Raw genomic sequence first — 13925 nt, forward strand, 5'->3', positions numbered from 1 at the left:
GGTATTATAGTCACCTTTGCTCAATTAGTTGAGCTATTTCACACTATTTGTTTTCCTTCTTACAAGACGCGATATGTATACACTCCGCCCGTACCAAGCTGATTCTGTAAAATCAGTGATTCATTACTTCAGAAAACACCAAACTCCGGCAGTGCTCGTGCTTCCGACAGGTGCAGGAAAAAGCCTTGTGATTGCAGAGTTAGCAAGGCTTGCGAAAGGTCGAGTGTTGGTGCTTGCTCACGTAAAAGAGTTGGTTGAACAGAACCATGAAAAGTATGAAGGTTACGGGCTGAAAGGCTCGATTTTCTCTGCGGGTTTAGGACGCAAAGAGACCGACCAACAAGTCGTGTTTGCTTCGGTGCAATCTGTGGTGCGAAATCTCGATTCATTCTCTAACCAATTTTCGCTGTTGGTTATCGACGAATGCCACCGTGTTCCCGATGAAAAGACCAGTAGTTATCAGAAAGTCATCACTCACTTACGCGAGAATAATTCGGGCATCAAGGTGCTTGGATTAACAGCGACCCCATATCGTCTTGGGATGGGTTGGATTTATCAATACCACACTCGCGGTCAAGTGCGTTCAGATGAGCCACGTTTCTTCCGCGACTGTATCTTTGAGCTGCCGATTCGTTACCTGCTCGATGAAGGTTTCTTAACTCCTGCACGCATGATTGATGCACCCGTGTTGAGCTATGACTTTTCGCAGTTAAAGCCCGCGAGCACTGGTCGCTACAAAGAAGCAGAACTCGACATGGTGATCGAGCAATCGAAACGAGCGACCCCACAGATTGTCGATCAGATTATTCACCTAGCCCAAGATAAACTAGGCATCATGGTATTCGCTGCGACCGTTCGACACGCGCAAGAGATCCTCGGCTTATTGCCAGAAGGTGAAGCTTCAATTGTGATTGGTGATACACCAACTCTCGAACGTGACCAAATTATCAGCGACTTCAAAGAACGTAAAATCAAGTTTTTGGTTAACGTATCGGTATTAACCACAGGTTTTGATGCGCCACACGTCGATTTAATCGCGATTTTGCGCCCGACAGAATCCATCAGTTTGTATCAACAAATCGTTGGCCGTGGCTTACGCCTATCTCCGGGTAAAAAAGAGTGTTTGGTGCTCGACTATGCGGGCAACAGTTACGACCTCTACCAACCTGAGGTTGGCGACCCTAAACCCGATTCAGACAGTGAAATCATCACCATCCCTTGCCCTGCGTGCGGCTTCAATAATAACTTTTGGGGCAAGCTAGACAGCAATGGCTTCTTGCTTGAGCACTTTGGGCGCAAATGCCAAGGCTACTTTACCGATGAAGACACGGGCGAGCGCGAGCACTGTAATTATCGCTTCCGAGCGAAATATTGCGGTGAATGTGGTGCTGATAATGACATTGCTGCGCGCATTTGTCATGAGTGCGATGCAACCTTAGTCGACCCAGACAAAAAGCTAAAAGAAGCACTGAACCTAAAAGATGCCTTGGTATTTGAATGCTTGGAAATGGACCTCAACGTGCTTAAAGACGAGAAAGGTAAATCACAACTTAAGGTCACCTATCGCGGAGAAAACCAAGCGCAAGTGCATGAGTTTTGGTCATTAACCAGCAAAAAGCAGAAGCAGAACTTCAAAGACCAGTTTGTTCGCCCTCACCTTGCAGACAGACATCGCCCTTTCGAAGAAGCCTCACCGACGAAAGTGGTTGCTCACCAACATAGATTCCGCCCACCTCAATTCGTGATTGCCCGTAAAGTCGGACGCTTTTGGAAAATGAGAGACAAGATATTCGAAGACGAACTACAGCAGCGTTAAGGTTAAGAATAAAAGTAAGTCTTACGTTCTTAACACTCGGCAATTAATCTTATGTATTAAAGCCTGCGCCATTTAAGCGTTAAGTTTTTCGGTATCAAATTCTCATTATTAATCAGGTTCACTTTCTGTTCAGAATTACTTTTTTATACTGAACGCTATCAACCTTCTCTAGGATTCGCTATGTTTAGTAAAGCTATGATTTCTTTGTTTTCTATAAGCTTAGGCTTATTTGTTTCTGCTGGCGCATGGGCTGACTCACATCATAATGGTCATGAATTAGTGCAGGACGTTCATAAAGCAGGAACCAGCATCGAATTTGAAGAAGATCAAGACGAAGTCTATGAAGCCGTACGAGAAGGCTACATTCGCCCTTTCTCAGAAATGTATGCGGCGGTTGAAAACGATCTTCATGGCAGAATCATTAAAGTAGAACTAGAAGAAGATGACGACATTTGGGTGTATGAACTAAAAATCAATTACCAAAACAACATCATCAAAGTCGAATACAACGCTGAGACGTTAGAAATGCTTATGATCAAAGGCCGCAACTTTAAAGACGCAATTAAACACGGCGACTAGTTACGTACGACGAAGAGCTAAGCACGACGAACAGTCATTAGAAGAAATTAGAAGAACAATTATGAAAATTTTAGTCGTTGAAGATGAGCCTCGTTTGGGCCAACAAATTATTGAAACACTTGAGGGGGCCGACTGGGTTCCAGAGCTCTCTCAAGATGGTATCGACGCACTCTACCGTGCAACGTCAGAAGAATGGGACGCGATTGTCCTCGATTTAGGTTTACCTAAGCTTGACGGCCTAACGGTATTAAAAGGCATTCGAGACGAAAACATCAACACGCCAGTGATTATCTTAAGTGCTCGTGACACGCTAACTCAACGTGTTGAGGGCTTGAACGCCGGTGCTGATGACTACCTAACTAAGCCATTTGAGATGGTCGAGCTGATTGCCCGTATCCGAGCTCAACTGCGCCGAGCATCAGGCAGTGCTGCTCCGATACTTCAAATCGGTGATCTAAGCCTAGACACACGCAGTTCTAAAGTGTTGTGGCAAGGTCAAGCAGTTAGCCTCACGGCGCTGGAATATAAAGTTGTCGCGTACTTCATGCATAACCAAAACAAGGTTATCTCGCGCACTGAGTTGGTTGAGCATATCTACAAGCAAGACTTCGACCGAGACTCAAACACGGTTGAAGTGTTCATCGGTCGTATTCGTAAGAAAATCGCACCAAAGATCATCAAAACCGTTCGTGGCCTTGGCTACCAACTGAATGCTGAATAGCTCAGTCGTCAATCACGCCAAGAGCAACCATTAATTAAGTGGACAGCCTGTTCTGATCATCGCAATACGATAAGTTACGATGAGCAAAGGCAGGTTGGAAATGCATGAATCTAAAGAAACGAACACTTAAAAACATCAGTTTAAAAAGCCGCTTGCTCCTTGCTGCGGCTTTTTGGCTAGGTGCGATGATATTAGCGGCTGGTGTCGGGATTCCGAAACTGGTTAACGACTACCTCGTCGATGACATGAAGCAGCAGCTTGGCTTAACCATGGATGAGTTAACCGCCAATATCGAAACCAATGACAGTGGTAACCTGATCATGGCAGAGCGTCTGTCTGATCCTAGGTTCAACCAGCCCTACAGTGGTATTTATTGGCGCGCCGCTACCCAAGAGCAGATCATTCGATCTCGCTCGCTATGGGATAAAGACCTCACCATCAAGCGTTCACCGATTCACACATCAGTCAAAGGGCCAGAGAAGGAAAAGCTGATTTACATCGAGCAAGATATCTACCTGCCTGAACTGAGCGACCCTGTCACGATCACCATTGGTATTGATGAAGATCCATTAGAATCCACACTGACAGAGCTTACTGGTCAAGTCTGGTTGATCCTAATGTTGCTGTTTGTTGGCGTGCTGATGTTGATCGGTATTCAAGTCAGTTGGTCGTTATTACCGCTCAGCAAGATGCAACGCGAACTGGTAATGCTAAGAAACGGCGAGCAACAAGGGTTAAGCGATAACTACCCGAAAGAGGTTTCTCCATTAGTCTCTGACCTCAATGCCCTGCTCTTTCACTATCAAGAGTTATTAGAACGAGCTCGTAACCACGCGGGTAACTTATCTCATGCGTTGAAAACACCGCTTTCAGTTCTAAAAAATGAGATAGAGCGACTTCCAGAGGATGACAAGGCACTGCTGCAACAGCCCATTCATCAGATTCAAAGCCAAATTGATTATCACCTTGGCCGCGCTCGTATGGCAGGTGCAATGAACATTCTTTCGGTGAAGTCTTCACCTTGTGAGCGTGTCGAAGCTATCTCAATGGCGTTTGATAAAGTCTACGCTGCCAATGAAGTCACCATGATTAACGAGCTAGACTCTGAGATTGAAGTGGCAGTAGAAAAAACCGACCTTGATGAAATGGTCGGCAACCTACTCGAGAACAGTTACAAGTGGGCGGGCAGCATTATTCGCGTCCATGCAAATGAACTCGACGATGGCAACATAGAGTTGGTGATTGAAGATGATGGCCAAGGCATTCCTGAAGAGAAGCTTGAGCAAGTGACCAAACGTGGCGTCCGACTTGATGAAACCACACCAGGAACAGGCTTAGGGCTTAATATCGTAAATGAAATGGCACACAGTTACCGAGGCAGCCTAACGCTCAGCAAGAGCTCAATGGGCGGCTTAAAAGCTTCTCTGGTGCTTAAAATAAGTAAAGGCTGAACAAGCTAAGTAAAAGTGAAACCAATAAGCCCTAGCGTAATGTTAGGGCTTAGTTTTATCTCGGTTCAACGAAACACTGCTCACTTCAACATAATTAGCCCATCGAATGTAGCCCAATCATATTGCCTTCTGTATCGCTAACTACACTAATAAAACCATGCTCACCAATGTCCATTTTTGGCACTTGTAACGTGCCGCCATTGGCCGCAGCCAAACTTGCTTCTGTCGCACAGTCTTCACAAGAGAAATAAACCATGGTGCTGTTGCCTCCCGCTTTTACATCGGACATCTTACATAAAGCACCTGTGGCACCGTAACTCTCCATTTCGCAAGGGAATACCCACATCTCAACATCGATTCCCGTTTCATTGTTCAACTTTTCCAGCGTCACTTTAAATACTGACTCGTAGAAAGTTTTTGCTCTCGACATATCATCAACATAAATTTCAAACCAACCAATCGGATTCATTTGCATAACGTTGTCCTTAGTTTTCGCCGCTTACTCGCCCTTAATGAGCATAGTCAAAGTAGAACAAGTTATAGCCGAGGCATTGCTTGAGAGAAGGTGATGTTTGGATAAACATGGCAAGCAGATAGTGCAAAGCCTTGTTTGATTGAGGGTTCAAACAAGGCTCGAGTTTGTTGATATCTAAGAAAAACCAGAGCACTACGAAGAAAGACTTCGTTGAGTCGACCTTATATATCACTCTGAATATCGTTCACCGCGACATTTAAAGTTTGTGAACTATTACTCAGGTTCGTTGCTCCAATCATTAATACCCGACCATCCGTGTAATAGTCATGCTCCTCATTGATCACTTCCACCGTTGCCAATGGGTACTTGTCTAGCTCGATGTCTGGTAGTGACGCTCGTATCTGATTAGCGAGCCTATCTCGCTCTTCATCAACATTAGGGTCAATGTTATGAAGTACGGTCACAATGCCAGAATAAGGGGTGACTTTAAGGCCATCATCATAGCTAATTGCGCCTAACCACTGAGGCTGGTTAGTTTTAATATCAACACCTGCGCGCCACCAGCGAATATGGCTGCGCTTCATCAAATTACCCGGCAATTGAAACGCCATATCTTGCGGCTTGTCTCGCCAATACAAATCAGATACAGGTGGCGTTTTGTCTCTAAGCAATGCGAGATAGCCAGCCCATTCAATCTCATTTCGAGAGAAGGTTTGATTCTCTATCCAGCCTAATTGTTTCATTAAGTCTCTTGGGGTTACTCCAACATAAATGACGTTGATCGCTTGCGCCGAGTAGAATGACGATTTCCCTGGGAATGCTTTATAGGTAACCGAGTTCCAGTCTACTTTGTTTATTTGATCCGTCTCTTGTTGATTCTGAAAATCATCCGCTTTCCAAAAAAAGTGGGCGTAGTTCGCAAACAATACCCACGCTAACATCAGCGCACTCGACTTAAGAACCAAGCGTCGCCACTTCATTCGGTAACCGATAATGGTGAAGACCAATACCGCGAATACCCCGACGATCAAACTATTGTGCTCAGAGATAAATATCTTAAGGCTATTAAGCCACGGAAAGTTTTCAACGCCGTGCGCCAACAACATGCCCCAAGCAATGAACTGCCCTCCACCAAGGGCCAAGCCGATAAACGCCAACACACTGAAATTGCGCCACGGTACACGATGCGAACCCGCTATAAATGGCACTACCCAAGCGATAGGCCCTAATAAGCGAGCAAAAAGAATGATGTATATACCTTTACGAGCAACCAAATAGCGGCAGCGCGCGATTAACCTTTTGGTTTTGGGACGAAACTTAATAAGCCTTCGTTGCGCCTTAGCACCATATTTATAACCAATGAAATAACTGATTTGGTCACCAAGCAAACCACCTAGCATTACCAAAACCAACGCCATCCATGCACCTGAATACAGTTGAAAGCCCGCTGCGATAAAGAACGGCTCTCCCGGTACAAATAGGTTTGGGCCAATGAGAGCATCACCCAATGCTCCCAGAAACAACCCTAGTCCATCAAACATAACAACCTCAACGCTTACTGTTCTTTGTAGTGACCAAACTTGTAGTTCATCTCGTTATTACGCATTTCTCCTTTAAAGAAGCGTCTTACATTGGCTTTAAGATAAGTAGAGCCTGTCTTCACAACGCCATCTTGGTCTAAGCGACGTGGGTCAAAACCAAAAGTCATATTTAGGAATCTAAATCGCCATGTTTTGCTCGCACGTTTTACGTAGTCACAATCTTCACACAGGACGATCTCTTCATCAAAACCGCCGATCTCATCATGCGCCCGTTTAGTCGAGAAAATACATGCGCCAATCGCCGTCGGGAAAAAGAACTGAGTAGTAAACAAGCCTGCGTTAAATAGCCCGTAACCAAACTTGTGTACAAGCGGCAAACCTTTCGAGCTCATGTACACACCCGCCACTTCAAGCTTCTTCTCTTCTAGTTCATAAAGCGCTTTCGCAAGGAAGTTTCGAGGCAAGCTCACGTCAGCATCTAAGAAAAGGATTCGGTTGTATTGCGCCAATGAAGCACCCGTGTTTCGGCCAAAGCTCACACCACGGTTTTCCATGTGATGCACCGTTAATTTTGGCAACGCGTTTTCATAAGCTTGCGCCACTTCTCTGGTGTTATCTTCACTGTTCGAGTCGACAACAATCACTTCAAACTCTTGGTGGGTTTGCACGCTCAACTCTTCCATTAAGCGGCTAATGCGTTTCTCTTCGTTTAGCGTAATTACGACAATGCTTACCGGTTTCATATTTTCACCTATTCATTCTGCTGTTTAATTAACACTAAGATTAACGAACTAAGACTTAACCAAGTCTTAGGCAAACATTCATTTTCCGTTCATTAACTTGATGATTTAGCAGTGATATAAATAGATAAGGATTGCGATGTAAAAGGGAGTAAAATGCGCTAAACAAGCGTTAGCGAACGTTTTATCTCCAAACGAACCCATTATCGAAGGAAATTCACTTTGAGATGGGCTTCTGACTTGCTCATATTGGAATGTGATGTTAGTATCCGCGCTCGCTTAAGCATGAACTTTTATGTTTAAGCATTACCACACACTCAAGGTCGCATTGAGGTGTGAAGTTAATTTTTACTAATTTGAGAGTAAAACTATGAAATTTGAAGCAGTAGTACGTACTGAACTAGGTAAAGGTGCGAGCCGCCGCCTACGTCACGCTGGTAAATTCCCAGCTGTAATCTACGGTGGTGAAGCTGAAGCTGTAGCTATCGAACTTGTTCACGCTGACGTGATCAACCAAATGGACAAGCCTGAATTCTACGAAGCAATCACTTTACTGATTGACGGCGCAGAAGTTAAGGTTAAGCCACAAGACGTTCAACGTCACGCGTTCAAGCCAAAAGTTGAGCACATGGACTTCATCCGCATCTAATTCCCTACCAAGGAATAAGATTGGATTAATCCAGCCTTCTGCATAGAAAAGATAATCGATCTTACCAGTCGAGAAATCTAGAAATTCGAAACCCCGATGCTACCAACATCGGGGTTTCACCGTTTTTGAGCCCTCAAAAAACGTCCAAAACATCTTATCGAATCCAAACTAAAGATACCTACCCACGCGCTATACTTCTTTCAAAGCAATACCATCGGCTGCTATACCAACAGGAGCTGAACCTAGTGAATACCACTTAACATCATCAGTCTCTTGAGCGGTGATATCTCCTTTCCAGTCACTCACGATAAAATAATGAATCAACTGAAGTTCCTTCGTAGGATGGTAAAGCGAACACAAGTATTGGTAATCAATCGGAACAACATTAAGCTCTTCATCAAGTTCACGAAACAGCGCCTGAACCTGGTTTTCACCGTGTTCAATATGGCCGCCAGGTATAGTGATTAAACCGGGATCGGTCTCCCTAGACTCACTACGCTTTTCTAGTAATACCTGCGATTCCTTCAGCATGATAAAAGAAACACACTCGTGGACATCCATCTAATTTTCCTAAAGCCGTTACAAAGGTAGTTAAGTTTGTTGTTCTAGCTTGTGTTAATGCTTAATTTACAACAAGCTTTTTACTCAGCCTTTCATACAATTCAAAAGCTTCTGTTTTAGATATCAAATTTCCGAGAGCGTATTGATGAGCTAGCTCAATATCGTCGCTTTGATTGGAGTAATAGCGCTTGGCGACTGCAGCACACTGGCTCAGGTTGGTGTACCAGCTGCCGTCTTGCTCAGCCACAAAGTAATACGCAACTCGAACCAACTTCTTTCCAATCACCTTAGCGACATCCGCATCAGTCATTGTTTTGAAACTCGAGGGCATTTGCTCAAGAAAAGTAGACAAGTCACCATTGAGATCTTGAGCGATTTCAATGCTTGGTTTGTATAGTGGGAACTCATTAGATAAATCATTCCCCCAAACACAACAGCAGCAATGCTTGAGCCAAAACTGCCAATGGAATTCTTCGTTGGGCTGCAGAACCTCTGAGAGATACCCTGGATCAATATCAAGCTTAGTCACTTGCGGATAGGTTTGGGGTATGGTGTCGGAAAGTAGGTTAAATACTTCCTTTTCTCTCTGACCAACAGGCGTAGCGAGTACGATAGAAACATCCAAATCAGAGCGACCAACAATGGCCGTTCCTCCAGGCACGCTTCCATACAAGTAGATACCATCAACTTGACCTGGAAGCTCTCTTAGCAGCGAATCAACGACTGCTGACACCACGTCTTGAAATTCAGGCGCAATGTTCTTTGGCGAATAAAGATTTTGAATGAACCCTTCTCGATCGAGTCCTCTAGTTTGTTCTTGCACCTTGGGTTCCTATTTTAATCGTTATAATTAATCACACCGGATTCTGATGATGATTTGAGGAGTGCCAGTGGTTAAAGTAACATTAACTCTCGCTTAGTTTTATCGTCCAGCTTTTCAATCGCGTAGCGAAAAGCAACTCTTGGTATTGCGGCATGCTTAGCGTTTAAATAACCAATAACCTGTTGAGGTTCCTTTTTACTGAGGACTTTAAGCATCCAACCATATCCTTTCTGCACGAGGTCATGTCCATCTTCTAGCAATAGATCTGCCACACAAAGCGGAGCCAACGCTGAGTATCGATTCTGATTGATCGGATAAATTAAGATGACAGCAGCAGCTCTACGTACAGCAAAATTCGAATGCTCGACCCATTTGGTTATGAGTTCGAACAACTCATTGTATTGAGACAGTAACTCACCAAACGCATGAGTGCAGAAGTCATCACAATCATTCCAGTCAGTGACATACTCCATTAACCAATGCTCAAAGATTGGAAACGTTTCTTTCGAATATTGTTTTCTTACTCTAAAAGCCCAGTCGTAAGCAATAACACCTAACGCCCAATCCCTTTCTTCAAGCAATTGAGTACACAGGGACAAAACATTAGAGATATCTTTATTTTTGATGGTTTTAAAAACGAGCGCCGATATAGATCGAACCAGCCCTGTTTTAACACTAGCCTCTGGATAACCAACGTCTGAAAGATGAAGCTTTACCGTTTCAACGATATTCATTAATTGCCAAACCTTCATAGAACTAAAATTAATATCAAAGTGAGATACACAGCACTTAAACCATACGCATGGGATTTATAAAATATAAGTTACCTTAATCACAACATTCATTATTGAGCATTTAAATTACCACTAAAACAAGGATATTCCCTTTGGTAAGAGTAACTTATAATGCATACTAGCGGCCTTTAAAAGAGGTGCTAAATGAAAAAGAACGGTTTTACACTTATTGAGCTTGTTGTCGTTATTGTGATCCTTGGAATACTCGCCGTAACTGCTGCTCCAAGGTTCCTCAACGTAAGTACTGATTCTCATATTGCAGTTGTGAAAGGCACTGGCGCTTCTTTTAAAACAGGTGTCGATTTTGCCTATTCAAAAAATTTAACCTCAAACGGTGGCGGTGCATCTACGAATGTACCTATCTATGATGAATCTGCAACAGGTCAGCTCGATTTCAATGAATGGGGATATCCAGCCCAGCAATGGTACGCAGAAGAAGACTTTCCAAGACTGGACAATACCGAAGATTGCATTTCGGTGTGGGGCGCTCTACTTCTTGATCCCCCTAGTGTTTCTAGCTTTAATTCGCCTACAGATACAGACTACATCGCTGAATACATTCAAACCGATCAATGTATCTACCACTATCGAGTAGTGCCTGGAATCTCCATTTACTACAACTCAATGAATGGTGACGTCACTGTAGACGATGAGCCAGATAACTAAGCGCTAAATGTTGGTCTTTCAGATTACTTGGGAATTTACGGTTTCTCTCAATAAAAGTGCCACACATTAAGAATCAACAGCACACATTTAAGACTGGCTTATTTTGGCGTAAACGAGCGTGCTGTCCATATCTCCTGATGGCAAACGTCGATCATTGGCTAAGCGATCTTCAAGTTGATAGCCACATCGTTTGGCCACGGCCTGACTTTTAAGATTCGAGCCTGCCATCCTAATTTCGACTCTTTTCGCACCTTTTTGAGTGAATGCATATTCTTCGATAATTCGGACAGCTTCACTCACGTAACCCAAGCCCGTTTTTGATGTTTGCAACCAGTAGCCGATTTCAAAGTAAGGGACAGTATCGTCTCTGATCATAAAGCCAATAGCCCCGATAAATGCCCCTGTTTGCTTTTCAATAATATTGAACCAGAACTCGCCAGTAAAGTTGGCGAAATTATTGGTAGCATCTTGAATGTTAAGTTCTAGCTGCTCTTTAGTTAGAGAATCAGAAACCCAAGGTAAGAATGGGGAAAACTCGGCCTTGCACTCATTTATCACCTCAAACATCTCTTCGCTGTATTTTAATGATGGAGAGGTTAATTTGAGCCTTTCACTTTCCATCACTAAGCCTTTCCCCAATCAGATCGAACAACCGCCAACACAACTGTATCCCACCATTGACCTTTGAAGAATCGATGATCTTTAAAACACGCTTCTTGTTTCATTCCTAGTGACTTACATAACTTAATCGCAGCCAAGTTCTTGCTGATGGTTTCAGCGTAGATACGGTATATGCCTAACTCTGAGAAACCAAAATCAGCGAGGGCTTCAGAAGCTTCTATAGAAAGCCCTTTTCCCTGAATTTCCCTGGAGAAAGCACAGCCCATCGAAGCTTGTTTATCGCCCTCAAGGCGCAAACAAACGGTTCCAATAAACTTCCCCGAATCTTTGTTTTCAACTGCAAGCTGATAGGACTGTCGAGGAACTTCTGAAGCCTGCTCAACAAACAGCTGGGTTAGCTCTCGATATTTGTTAGGTTCGCAATCACTTTCGTCATAGAAACGCTGATACTTAGCGTCTTGAGACATCGCAACAAAGGCACACTCGTCTTCGATACTCATATCTCGAAGAATTAACCTGTCAGTTTCCAGCTTAAACATCAAAATTCCTTTTTATCTTATAGCCTTGAAGGGAAAAGTCTCGGAGGTGTTTACTCGTATACTTTCCCGTTATGCTTCAACCAACCATGAGTGTGATGATTACGAGGGTCTTTGTGCGTCCAGTGCATTACGCCACCTTTCTTGTTCCATTCATATTCACCATAAAATTCAACTCGATCGCCCTTTGCCAGTCCCTGAACACGAGGCGCTAAGTCAATATTATGTGCGACTAACAAGGTTTGTCCGCTATCGAGTCGCAAAATGAATTTCTGATGTCGAGAGCCTTTATTATCATCAGGAAGTACTCGATACACCGTACCCGATCCGCGCACCTGAACGTCGCTTTGGTGATTTTCGTAAGCTTGCTTAAGTCGCGTATCATTCGCTTGAACATGACTGATGCCGAAGCTAAGCAGCACCAAAAGTAGAGCGCAAAATTGTTTCATTCCTTTCATTTCCCATATCTGTGTGTTGATTTGGGATACTGGCTGGGCATCCCCTCTTTTAACGATGCTTGTACTGAGTCGGACAATAACCTCTCGAAACGTCCGAACTGCGCAGTTTTACATGCTTGGTCGAGCGCCCAGAAACACGTGAGCGCCACAGCTTAAAACTGCCAAGCTTGAGATGGCTACGCATAAAACGAATCACTTCCGATTCATTTAAACCAAATTGCAGTTCTATTGCCTCAAATGGCGTTCGGTCTTCCCACGCCATTTCGATAATTCTTGATTCATTCTCTTTAGATAACATCATACATACTCTTCCTTAATAAACTGGGAGAAATACGCTCGTTCCAAATTTAAAGATCACAGGACAAACACTTTGAATTGAACGCGTTATAACGTTCGATAAAACAACAGGCTACCAGCTAGGCAATCATGGGGTTAAATAAGCTTGTGCGAACTCTCTAAGCACTCTCGCATTATTGTGGTATTTGCTATCCCCGCACTTTGTGCCATCTACTCTGATGTCCGGGCTGGAATATGCAGGTATAACATCTCGCTCATAAGACATCACTGTGCCTCTGTCAGCACAAATTGTACCGAAGGAATATTGAGGAGCTCTTGGATACGTTCCAGAAATGTAACTTTCTATACTATCAAAATCTTTCAATAACGTTTTATAGTCATGATTAGCACCACTTAAATGGCCAATTTCATGCTCCATTAAGTAATCAGGGCAGTTTATCGCTAAAGAAAAAAAGTAGGATACCGAAGAAGACATACCACAATAATCAGACTCAAAGCTAAAATTATAATTAGAAAATACTATCCCAGTAAAAATGGGGACGCCGTCTTCTGTTGTTTCTGGAATCGGTTCTTCCATCGAGAGTTTTAATAACCTCTCTGCTGCGCCCAAATCTTGAAACCAAAGGCTGTCGATTTCAGACGTATAAGTCACCTTAGTGACTTTTCTCGTCATAGGGACGCAGGAGTTTTTTAACACCAGATTCGAATAGCTTTCCCATGTCGCTATTTTAGAGGCTATAAATGCTTTGGAATATTCATCTAACACCGATTCATCAACATAAAGGTGGATTTCTGTATTCAAAACCTCGCTCTGTACACAAGTAGGAAACTCGATGCTTTGAGCATTGGAGAGTCGACTATTGCTCAACACTATAATCAAAACACAACCAACTAACTGGATGAGCCTTTTAAAAGAACTCTCACTGACTCGTGTATTCATTTCCACCCTCTCCCTATATTCAAAACCACAAAGAGCATCAAAAACGCCGTGACTTAAGATTCATATCAACCCCCATTACACATATAAGCATTGGCCTCTCAAAGTAACCTGCACTACCTGTGTTTTTCAGAAAATAAAAAGCTCGCCATACAATGACGAGCCTTGTTGATTATGGGAGCTTAACGCTTATAAGACCTTAACCTTAACAGATCTAGCCACTAAGACAGCTGATCGCGTAAAGCCAATTCAACGTTTTT

17 protein-coding genes are annotated in these 13925 nt (G+C 43.5%); 6 read left to right on the forward strand and 11 right to left on the reverse strand.

Going from position 1 to position 13925, the window contains the following annotated elements; genetic code table 11:
• Positions 1-73: 73 nt before the first annotated feature.
• From AB4623_RS05955 to AB4623_RS05970, 4 genes are all read left to right on the forward strand, one after another.
• On the forward strand, positions 74-1816 hold the full coding sequence (locus AB4623_RS05955) for a DEAD/DEAH box helicase (RefSeq protein WP_017066075.1): 1743 nt from the start codon (positions 74-76) through the stop codon (positions 1814-1816).
• Positions 1817-1996: 180 nt separating this feature from the next.
• Positions 1997-2395, forward strand: coding sequence for a PepSY domain-containing protein (locus AB4623_RS05960; RefSeq protein WP_017066076.1), 399 nt, complete (start codon positions 1997-1999; stop codon positions 2393-2395).
• Positions 2396-2456: 61 nt separating this feature from the next.
• Positions 2457-3116 (forward strand): response regulator transcription factor, encoded by a 660-nt coding sequence (locus tag AB4623_RS05965; protein ID WP_017060377.1) that lies wholly within the window; start codon positions 2457-2459, stop codon positions 3114-3116.
• Positions 3117-3220: 104 nt separating this feature from the next.
• A complete protein-coding gene (locus AB4623_RS05970; protein WP_372090616.1) occupies positions 3221-4567 on the forward strand; it encodes an ATP-binding protein in 1347 nt (448 codons plus the stop codon).
• A 94-nt stretch (positions 4568-4661) separates the two neighbouring features.
• Here AB4623_RS05970 and AB4623_RS05975 read toward each other — a convergent pair whose 3' ends face one another.
• The 3 genes from AB4623_RS05975 to AB4623_RS05985 all read right to left on the reverse strand — a co-directional run bounded on the left by AB4623_RS05975 (position 4662) and on the right by AB4623_RS05985 (position 7326).
• The gene (locus AB4623_RS05975) at positions 4662-5042 is read right to left on the reverse strand and encodes a VOC family protein (protein ID WP_229647210.1); all 381 of its coding nucleotides are present in this window, start codon (positions 5040-5042) and stop codon (positions 4662-4664) included.
• 221 nt (positions 5043-5263) lie between these two features.
• Positions 5264-6583: an LssY C-terminal domain-containing protein gene (locus AB4623_RS05980; protein WP_372097160.1), complete on the reverse strand. Its 1320-nt coding sequence runs from the start codon at positions 6581-6583 to the stop codon at positions 5264-5266.
• Between the two features lie 14 nt (positions 6584-6597).
• Complete coding sequence (locus tag AB4623_RS05985) at positions 6598-7326, reverse strand: glycosyltransferase (RefSeq protein ID WP_229647208.1); 729 nt, start codon at positions 7324-7326, stop codon at positions 6598-6600.
• A gap of 367 nt (positions 7327-7693) precedes the next feature.
• Here AB4623_RS05985 and rplY point away from each other — a divergent pair, with 367 nt between their 5' ends.
• Positions 7694-7972 (forward strand): 50S ribosomal protein L25, encoded by a 279-nt coding sequence (gene rplY, locus AB4623_RS05990; protein ID WP_017060373.1) that lies wholly within the window; start codon positions 7694-7696, stop codon positions 7970-7972.
• Between the two features lie 189 nt (positions 7973-8161).
• Here the strand turns inward: rplY and AB4623_RS05995 are convergent, their stop codons facing one another.
• The 3 genes from AB4623_RS05995 to AB4623_RS06005 form a co-directional block, all read right to left on the reverse strand.
• Positions 8162-8533, reverse strand: a complete 372-nt coding sequence (locus tag AB4623_RS05995) for an NUDIX hydrolase (protein WP_372145956.1) — start codon at positions 8531-8533, stop codon at positions 8162-8164.
• A 61-nt stretch (positions 8534-8594) separates the two neighbouring features.
• Complete coding sequence (locus AB4623_RS06000; protein WP_372145958.1) at positions 8595-9356, reverse strand: nucleotidyltransferase domain-containing protein; 762 nt, start codon at positions 9354-9356, stop codon at positions 8595-8597.
• A gap of 71 nt (positions 9357-9427) precedes the next feature.
• Complete coding sequence (locus tag AB4623_RS06005) at positions 9428-10090, reverse strand: DNA alkylation repair protein (RefSeq protein ID WP_372145960.1); 663 nt, start codon at positions 10088-10090, stop codon at positions 9428-9430.
• Between the two features lie 204 nt (positions 10091-10294).
• Between AB4623_RS06005 and AB4623_RS06010 the strand changes: the two genes are divergently transcribed.
• Positions 10295-10816, forward strand: a complete 522-nt coding sequence (locus AB4623_RS06010; RefSeq protein WP_065608044.1) for a type II secretion system protein — start codon at positions 10295-10297, stop codon at positions 10814-10816.
• 87 nt (positions 10817-10903) lie between these two features.
• Here AB4623_RS06010 and AB4623_RS06015 read toward each other — a convergent pair whose 3' ends face one another.
• The 5 genes from AB4623_RS06015 to AB4623_RS06035 all read right to left on the reverse strand — a co-directional run bounded on the left by AB4623_RS06015 (position 10904) and on the right by AB4623_RS06035 (position 13668).
• Positions 10904-11437, reverse strand: a complete 534-nt coding sequence (locus AB4623_RS06015) for a GNAT family N-acetyltransferase (RefSeq protein WP_372145964.1) — start codon at positions 11435-11437, stop codon at positions 10904-10906.
• A gap of 2 nt (positions 11438-11439) precedes the next feature.
• Entirely contained in the window at positions 11440-11976 is a 537-nt protein-coding gene (locus AB4623_RS06020) for a GNAT family N-acetyltransferase (protein ID WP_372145962.1), read from the reverse strand.
• 50 nt (positions 11977-12026) lie between these two features.
• The gene (locus AB4623_RS06025) at positions 12027-12422 is read right to left on the reverse strand and encodes a DUF3465 domain-containing protein (RefSeq protein ID WP_017067223.1); all 396 of its coding nucleotides are present in this window, start codon (positions 12420-12422) and stop codon (positions 12027-12029) included.
• 58 nt (positions 12423-12480) lie between these two features.
• Complete coding sequence (locus tag AB4623_RS06030) at positions 12481-12732, reverse strand: TIGR03643 family protein (RefSeq protein ID WP_017065384.1); 252 nt, start codon at positions 12730-12732, stop codon at positions 12481-12483.
• A gap of 123 nt (positions 12733-12855) precedes the next feature.
• Positions 12856-13668 carry a hypothetical protein gene (locus AB4623_RS06035; protein WP_017065382.1) on the reverse strand — a complete coding sequence of 271 codons (813 nt, stop codon included), beginning with the start codon at positions 13666-13668 and terminating at the stop codon, positions 12856-12858.
• Positions 13669-13925 lie beyond the last annotated feature (257 nt).

The organism is Vibrio sp. 10N.222.52.C12, from assembly GCF_041474215.1.
GTDB classification, from domain to species: domain Bacteria; phylum Pseudomonadota; class Gammaproteobacteria; order Enterobacterales; family Vibrionaceae; genus Vibrio; species Vibrio crassostreae_C.